Source organism: Campylobacter concisus (genome assembly GCA_002092835.1).
In the GTDB taxonomy this organism is placed as follows: domain Bacteria; phylum Campylobacterota; class Campylobacteria; order Campylobacterales; family Campylobacteraceae; genus Campylobacter_A; species Campylobacter_A concisus_K.
In genome coordinates this window covers 1-8,845 of the sequence record LVWL01000014.1, presented here as the reverse complement: position 1 = coordinate 8,845, position 8,845 = coordinate 1, and the positions used below count along the sequence as shown (strand labels likewise).

Below are 8,845 nucleotides of genomic sequence, written 5' to 3'. Positions count from 1 at the left end.
GGCTTGTCTATTGTACTGGGGTACAATGTGGGGTACTATTTAGCACATATCATAAATATCATGCCAGTCAACATGGTATATCTTAGTGTCTTAATATATAGTATAAATATAGTAATTATGGCTTTTTAAATATGATGTTACCTTTTATACATATTGAAAATCATTATATATTTCTATATAATTACTCAAATATTTTTAAAGGAGTTTAAATGCAGAGAAAAATCGCGCTTAGCCTCGCTCTGGTCGGCGTTTTGGCCGCCGCGCAAGACGAAGTAGGGCTAAAATCGCTAGAAGGCGTAACCGTCACGGCGCAAAGATCGTCTCAAAGCGTAGACGAGATAAGCAAAAGCGTCTCGGTAGTAGATAAAGAGACGATAGAAAGAAAGCTCGGCAAAAGTGTACCCGAGCTAATCAGCGAGGCACCGGGAGTTTCAATCGTAAACGAAGGCATGGACTCGGGCACCGTAAACGTGCGAGGCTTTAGTTCGTCTGATTACCGCGTGCCGATGTTCGTAGACGGACTTAGATTTAGAGGTAGGCCGGCGTTTGAGTATTCGATATTTACGCCCGATCAAATCGAAAGGATAGAGATAATAAGAGGCCCTGCTAGCACGCTTTACGGCACGGACGCCTTTGGCGGCATAGTAAATTTAGTCACCAAAAGAGCTAGCGGGGACGTGCACGGCGACTGGGCGTTATCGGATACGTATCTAAGCACCCAGTATCAAAGCGCGAACAAAGGCGTACAAAACCGCTTACAACTCGGCGTAGTCGGACACGGGTTTGACGCATTGCTCGGCTTAAACTACAAACACGGCAAGGACTACGACACTCCTGCGGGCAAAATCCCAAATACGAGGTATAATTACCGAAGCCTTGATTTTAAAGGCGGATATAGCTTTGCCGATTTTCACAGACTTGAGCTCGTAACCAGATATACGGAGTCCGAGCGCGGCGTAGTCGGTACGGCGGTCGGCGCTCCGGGAACGGCAAACGCGAGAGGCTTTCAAAAATACATAAAAGAAGCGCCTCTTAGAGAAAAATACGTAGCGCTAAACTACGAAGGCAACGTAAACGACAAATTTCTGCTAGATTCTAGCTTGTATTACAGAGAGCTTTATACGCACCTAAATATAAGGCCCTACATCGGCTCGTTTTCGCCTAGACAAGTCGATAACTACGTAAACGGTCCGAAGGTCTACGGCGGCAAATTTATCGGTAAATTCGTAGGCGACAACCTAACCCAAACTTACGGCGTAGATTTTTATTACGAGGACTGGGATAGCGTGTATCAAAGCGTAAATAACGGCCCTAGATTTCGCAATAGGCTAAGAACCAAACAGCTTGACGTCGCCGGGTTTGGATTGCTTGAATACGCATTTAGCAACGACGCGATTTTGAGCGCAAATTTACGCTACGACCGCATAAAAACGTCCTTTGATATGGATAGCTCGATGAGCCCCGCCGTAAAAGCCCTATACGAAAACGCCAACGATAGAAAAGACGGCAGAGCCAGCTACGGCCTGGGACTTATTTACCCTATCATTGGAGGGTTTGAGTTTGTAGGAAATTTCTCTACTTCGTTTAGAGCTCCTATGAGCGGCGAGGTTGCCCCGATACTTACGTTTTCAGGCAGCGAGGCGTATCTGCCAAACCCTGATCTAAATATCGAAAAAGGCGTTACCTATGAGGCCGGACTTCGCTATACGGATAAAGCGCTTAGATCGAATTTGATATTTTACACGGGAGATTATAAAGACCTGATCGTCGAGCGAAACTGGCAAAGCGGCGGCGTGACCTACTATCAGTCGCAAAACGTAAATAGAGCCAAGATAAGCGGAGCGGAATTTGACCTCGCTTATAAAATTTTGTCAAATTTGGAGCTTAAAACAAACATCGCCTACACGCGCGGCAAAAACAAACAAACCGGCAAACCGCTTCCCGAGATCGCTCCGCTTAGCGGACGCGTGGCCGTTTCTTATTCGCCGGAGTTTTTGGCAAACTCATACATAGAGTATAGCGGCGACTGGGCGGCGAGAAAGACGCGCATAGACGACAGCGTAGAACGCGAGCGAGCGGGATACTTCGTGCATAACCTATACTTTGGCAAGAGTCTGGGCAAACTAGGTTTCTTAAAAGATTTTAGCCTAAATTTCGGCGTCGAAAATATCTTTGACAAAGAATACGCCCCAAGCCTAAGCTACGAGCTAATCAGCCAGCCTAAAAGCGCTAGCAACCCGCTAATAAATCCGGGCAGAAATTTCAAACTAGGCTTTAAGGCTAGCTTTTAAATTTTAAATTTGCCGAGCGGGTTTTAAACACCACCGCTCAAAAGCCCTAAAATTTACAAATTTAAGGATCAAATTTGAGAAAAATCATATCCGTTTTATTGCTACTGGCAGCGACGCTGAGCGCGCTTGAATTTACCGATCAAAGCGGAAACAAACTTCATTTTGACGGTTCGGTTAAAAGCGTAGCTCTGTTTCCGGTGCCGCTAGCTTCGTTTTCTCTTAGCGTCGAAAACAACGTATCTCGCCTAGCCTCCGTCCATCCGATGGCCAAGAAAAATATCGAGCGCGGAATGCTGGGAAAAATGATAAAAGGCGCAGCTAGTATCCCAGCAGGCGGTATCGGAGAGGATTTTACTCCAAATATCGAGGAGCTGCTAAAACTATCTCCGGATCTAGTCGTGCAGTGGGGTATGAGAGGCGAAAAGATCATCGAGCCGCTGCGAAAAGTAGGGCTAAACGTAGCTTTGGTAAATTTAAGCGGCACGGAGGAAGCCCCGCTTTTTTGGTTTGGTATGCTGGGTAAAATTTACGAAAAAGAGCAAAGAGCGGAGCAAATTTTACAAAATAGAGCCGAGGTAAGAGCTAAGATCGAAAATTTCGTAAAAGGGCTTAGCAAAAAACCGAAGGTTCTTTTTATATTCGGCCGAGATAAAAGTTACGAGGCAGCCGGCGGCGGGACGTATTTTGATTACGAGATCAAGCTAAGCGGCGGAGCAAATGCGGCAAATTTTGGAGGATTTAGAATTTTAAATAAAGAAGAAATTCTTGCGCAAAATCCGGACGTTATCTTGCTTAGCAACTTTGACGAGCTAACTCCGCGGGATTTTTTTAGCGATAAAATTTTAAAAAACGTAAAGGCCGTCAAGCAAAAAGCCGTCTATAAAATGCCTCTGGGAGGCGATATGTGGGAGCCGCCTACGGGCGAATCGCACCTAGGCTGGGCGTGGTTTAGCGTGCTATTTTCGGGGCAGGCGCATATAAATTTAAAAGACGAGATGAAAAAGAGCTACAAATTGCTCTATGGCTACGATCTAAACGACGACGAAATAGCTAAAATTTTACGCTTTGACCTAAACGGCGAGAGCAAATTTTATGAGCTTTTTAGATAATGAAAAAGTATCTGTTTTTATCGCTTTTTCTAGCCTTCGCGGTTGTTTTTTCGCTGCTTGCGGGTAGGATTTCTATTGACGGGCTTATGGATTATTATCAAAACGACAAAGAGACGCTTTACGCTTTGATATTCGATCTGCGCTTGCCTAGGCTGATAGCGGCATTTTTGATAGGCGCGAGCTTAGTGCGGCGGGCGTGATATTTCAGGCGATGTTTGCAAATCCTTTGGTAAGTCCGAATATCCTGGGCGTTGGTAGCGGAGCGGGGTTTGGCGCGGTGGTTTGCATTTTAGCCTTCGGTAGTCCCGTAGCCACGCAAATAGGCGCTTTTATTTTCGGCTTTTTAGCGTCATGATAGCTTACGCCCTAGGCGTTTTGGCAAACAAAAACTCAAAGCTCATGCTGGTGCTTGCGGGCATTATCACGGGAGCGATATTTGAGGCGCTGATCTCGGTTGTCAAATACGTCGCCGACACGCAAGAAAAGCTACCTAGTATCGTATATTGGCTGATGGGAAGCCTAAGTGCCATCTCTTGGAGCGACGTAGCGGCGCTGGCTCCCGTTTGCGTTAGCGGGCTTGTGCTTCTTAGCCTAATGGGCTGGAAGCTAAACATTTTATCACTAGGCGGCGAACACGCAAGCATTTTGGGCGAGAGTAAATTTTTAGGCTTTATCTTTATCGTACTTGCCACGCTGATAACGGCCGCAAGCGTAGCGATAGCGGGTATCATCGGCTGGGTAGGGCTTTTGATGCCGCATATTACGAGGCTGATTTACGATTCCGATAACTCGCAGCTAGTTCCGATTTCGGCGATTTTAGGCGGGATATTTTTGATGCTAACCGACGTTGCGGCTAGAAGCGTGAGCTCGGCTGAAATCCCGCTAAGTATCCTAACCGCGCTTATAGGCGCTCCGATGATCGGCGTCATCATCGTTAAAAAGGGCAAAAGATGGTCTTAAGCGTAGAAAATTTAAGCTTTTCGTACGAACGCAAGCAAATTTTGCAAAATTTGAGTCTTAGCCTAAAAAGCGGCGAAACGCTTGCGATTTTGGGCCCAAACGGCATAGGCAAATCTACATTTTTAAAGATTATCTTAGGACTCTTAAAAGCAAAAAGCGGTCAAATTTTGATCGATGGGCGCGATCATGCCTCTCTTAGCGGTAAAGAGCGCGCCAGGCTCGTAGGATACGTGCCTCAAAGCGAAAATATCGCTTTTAGCTTTAAAGTAAAAGATCTGATTCTAATGGGCGTAAACGCAAACGTCGATATGTTTTCAAGGCCGAGCGCGGAGGATAGGGCGATGGCTGAGGAAGCCGCAAACATAGCGGGCGTTAGCGAGTATTTAAATTTAAACGTAGACGAACTAAGCGGCGGCATGATGCAGCTGGCTCTTATAGCTCGCTCGCTAGTACTACGGCCCGAAATTCTTGTCATGGACGAGCCTACGTCATACCTCGACGTCTTTCATCAAAACGCCGTTTTAAGCCTAATCAAAAGGCTAAATAGCGAGCAAAAAACCTGCGTGATCTTTACTTCGCATCATCCCGATCACGCGCTTGCGACGGCGGATAAAACCTTACTTTTAAACGGCTCCTTAGGATATGAATTCGGCGCAACCGATCAAATTTTAAAGGGCGAAAATTTAACAAAACTTTTCGGTATCGATTTTATAAATTTAAACGTCGAAGACAAAAGGAGATTGCTGATTAGGTGGAACATCAATTAATTATGGAGTGCTTAGGCCTTTATAATAGCTTTTACCAGGTCATAAATCATAAAACTATTATTAGGTATTTGTAAATTTACTTAATCATTTTAGCTTGAAATAGTCTTATGTTTTATTGCAGAAAATTTATACAAAAATAGACAAAAGGTTATTTTATATAGATTAAAAATATAAACAATTATAAAAATTTAATGACAAGAAAGAATATCCCAAAGGAATTTCCTTTGGGATTAAAGTAGTTAGTTAAATTTTAAATCTCATGTACTACTACGTCTTTAATTTCTAAGGTTACGGTGTGACTTCCTTCTGTTTTTGTATAGACTGTATAACCATCGCTATTAGGGATAGCAGATTTATTCCATGTACCTATACCTCCTTGTAGCGTTACATGATCGTCACCATTACCATCTATTCTTAACTTGTTATTACTATCAGTCATATCTAAAACGTCTTTAACTGATAGATTTATATCGTTATTGCCTTGGGTTAAATCTAGTTTTTCGAAATTCTTAACTCTGCTAAAATCTATACTGCCGTCGGCAATTTTTAGCGTATCGATGTCGTCTCCGCCGTCGATAGTAGAGCTACCGTCTATGCTTGCGTTTTTACCGATAGAGACGGTGTCATTGCCTGAGCCTAACTTTATGTTCGAATTTATAACCGTACCGTCTATATTTAAAGTATCTTCTCCACCGTAAGTTTGTATTTCAGCATTTTTGACGGTAGCACCGGCTTTAACGTTTATGGTATCTTCTGAATCATTTCCATGATCTGATCTTATATAAGTTTTATGCTCATTAAAGGCATTAAGACCAGCATCTCGGTCGCCAAATACCGCGCCAGACTCTATATTTACTTCATTTTTACCCTTGTCTAGTCCGATCTCTGCTTCGCTAAACGTACCGCCTCTTACATATACTTTATCTTCACCATCGCCGGTATAAATTCTTGTGCCGGTTAAATTTGCTCCGGCATTGATATATACTTTGTCATTACCGCCATCCATATTCACTTGAGAATCTTTAAGCGTAGCATTATCTATTGTTAAAGTATCAATGCCCTCGCCCATATCTGCTTTGACTTTTACCGTAGCTCCTCCGTGCATCTTTATCTCATCGTCTCCACCGTAAGTTTGAAGATTATTACCGACGTTAGTATAAGTAAAGTCGCCTGCTATATCTATAACGTCTTTATTTTGGCTACCCATAAGGCTTTTTACTTTAGCTTCGCCGCTTTGATGGAAATTCATATATTGCTCGCCTAGAGATTGAGAAGCTTGTATCGTTACGTCTTTTAATACGGCGTTTCCGGTTACGTTTAGAGTAGCTTTATCTGTTGATTTATCGCCTTCAAACTGCAATGTAGTGCCATCCAACTCGGCATTACCGTTAATATTTATTTTATCGTTTGCTCCAGCTCCGGTGTTAAAATTACCACCTTTAGCCTTAACATTGCCGCTTATAGTTATAGTATCACTACCTTGTTCCCCTTGAAGATACGTGTTATTTAAGATTGCATTGCCACTTACTGTTATAGTATCATCGCCGCTTCCGCTCCTATTGAATCCACCGGTTAAATTTGCGTTTCCGGTTATGGTTATCTCATCATTACCATTACCAGACCTAATATTAGTGTACTTAAGTTTCGCATCCTCGATTTTTACAGTATCTTTAGCTCCGCCAACCGCATTAGCATCGCCAGTATCTATATTTACGTTATCTAGAACGGTATTTGTACCTGAAATAGTTATCTCATCATTTCCCGGTCCATTTATAGGATCAAGCGTAGCTCCGCCGTCGCCCAGTATAGAGCCGCCGGTAAATTTAGTTCCATCGTTAATGAAAATTTTATCGTTTCCAGCTCCGCCTGATACGCCGCCTATACCTCTAGGACCGTTAAATTCTGCTCCGTTAACATGTATCTCGTCATCTCCGTCATCAGCCCAAACGGTAGCTTTATTAAATTGAACGCCACTTTCCAGATATACTTTATCGTTGCCTAGTCCAGTTGTAATGACTGAATTATCTTGGAATATAGTTCCCTCTTTTATAGTGATTATATCGCCACCGTCACCAGTATTTAGATTAGATGATTCACCGTTACTACCCTTTTTGAACATAGTATTTGTGATTTCTACTATATCTTTATCGGCTCCGGTATCTAAAGAAGATCCTTCAAATGTTATACGATCTGCAACACCTGTTTTACCAGCATTGATCTTTATAGTTTCTTCTCCGGCACCCGTGCTAATAACAGTACGAGTTAGCGTTACTCCACTAGCGATATTTACAGTATCTATACCGCCCTCGGTCGTAATATTTGATTGCTTGCCAACATCAGCGGTAATATTAGCATTGATATTTACAGTATCTTTGTCAGCTCCCGTATTTATATCAATCTTATCTATTGTCGCACCAGCGTTAATATTAACGATATCTTCGCCCTCAACAGTTATAATAGTAGAATTTTTTAGAGTTCCGTCAATATTTACGGTATCTTTAAATTTATTGCCCCAAATAGTTTTTGCATCTAAATTAGTAACATTTGAAATATCTATCTTATTTTCACCAAAACCACCAGATATTCCGCCTATATGAGAATTTTTAATTTTCATTCCATCATTACCGCCCCATATGCCGCCTTCTACAACTCCTTCAACAGTAGAGTTTTCAACAGTAATGTTGTCCTTATCAGAATCTGCAGCTCCGCCATATATGCTAGGACTTTCGCCGCGTCCGCCGCTAACGTATCCTTTTACTTTTGCGCCGTCTAAAATTTTAATGGTATCACCGTCTTCGTTGCCTTCTACATTTTCTGTTACAACAGTGTCTGCATCTTTTACGGTTATCTTGTCGTTACCCCATCTTCCCACTATACCGTCTACTTTTGCACCTTTTTCTACCAATATCGTATCATCGCCGCCTCTACCGTTTATGGCACTGACGTAAGTTCCGCTATCACTTACGGTTACATTATCGTTTCCTTCGTCCGCTAAAACAAGCTTTACTTTGGCACCCTTGTCTACAGTTATGGTATCATCTCCATCACCAGCACCTATAAAATTAACTTGCGTCCCACTTCCAGTTACTTTTATGGTATCGGCTGCAGCACCTTTATCTTCTATATCCAAATCTGGGTGAACACGTTTCTCGTGTATATCGTTTTGAGTTTTATTATCACCATATAACTTATTTACAAAAGAGCCGCTTTCTACAGTTATACCATCACTTCCTGAACCACCAGAAATTCCCAATAATTTAGCCCCGTTCTTAGCATCGATATTATCTTCTCCAACTCCTGAGTGTACAGATGTTATCTTTGTATTATCTACTGTTATATTGTTAGGGGTATCTGAACCAAATACTTTTAAATTTTGGCTAGGATCTACTATCTTAGCTACAGAGTTATCATCTGGATAGTTTGATGATTGATTTGCACTAGTTACTGCTAGATCTTTAGCATTATCTTGACCAATGGCTAGATTGCCATCATTACTTACATACCAACCTTCTTTATATTCAAACGCACTAGGAGCGGTAGGATCGTCAGGAGTTAGATAATCTCTGCCATCAGTATGTCTATATAAGTGATATCCATGAGGTATAGAAGAGTGAAATGAAGTTAATAGTCCTGATGATACATCCTCTCCTGTATAAGCCGACAATGGAATTTTTATACTTCCTGCTGGTAAAGTAGGTCCTGTTGTTCCAGCCCCAGC

4 protein-coding genes and 1 pseudogene are annotated in these 8,845 nt (G+C 42.4%); 4 read left to right on the top strand and 1 reads right to left on the bottom strand.

Going from position 1 to position 8,845, the window contains the following annotated elements; translation table 11 throughout:
• Positions 1-209: 209 nt before the first annotated feature.
• The 4 genes and pseudogenes from A3835_09795 to A3835_09780 all read left to right on the top strand — a co-directional run bounded on the left by A3835_09795 (position 210) and on the right by A3835_09780 (position 5,127).
• Positions 210-2,291 carry a hypothetical protein gene (locus tag A3835_09795; GenBank protein ORI09083.1) on the top strand — a complete coding sequence of 694 codons (2,082 nt, stop codon included), beginning with the start codon at positions 210-212 and terminating at the stop codon, positions 2,289-2,291.
• Positions 2,292-2,365: 74 nt separating this feature from the next.
• Entirely contained in the window at positions 2,366-3,400 is a 1,035-nt protein-coding gene (locus A3835_09790; GenBank protein ORI09082.1) for a hypothetical protein, read from the top strand.
• Positions 3,400-4,360: pseudogene (locus A3835_09785) on the top strand (ABC transporter permease). Before A3835_09790 ends, A3835_09785 begins: the two are co-directional and overlap by 1 nt.
• Entirely contained in the window at positions 4,351-5,127 is a 777-nt protein-coding gene (locus A3835_09780) for an iron ABC transporter ATP-binding protein (protein ID ORI09081.1), read from the top strand. The pseudogene A3835_09785 and the gene A3835_09780 overlap by 10 nt, the downstream one beginning before the upstream one ends.
• A 250-nt stretch (positions 5,128-5,377) precedes the next feature.
• On the opposite strand, the gene A3835_09775 is transcribed toward A3835_09780, so the two are convergent.
• Positions 5,378-8,845 (bottom strand): hypothetical protein (locus tag A3835_09775; protein ORI09080.1); only part of this gene is annotated, 3,468 nt, incomplete at its 5' end.

What these genes read in the sequence shown, in the direction of transcription:
- A3835_09780 (ORI09081.1), top strand. Translation starts at nt 4,351, where the DNA reads ATGGTCTTAAGCGTAGAAAATTTAAGCTTTTCGTACGAACGCAAGCAA.
- A3835_09795 (ORI09083.1), top strand. Translation starts at nt 210, where the DNA reads ATGCAGAGAAAAATCGCGCTTAGCCTCGCTCTGGTCGGCGTTTTGGCC.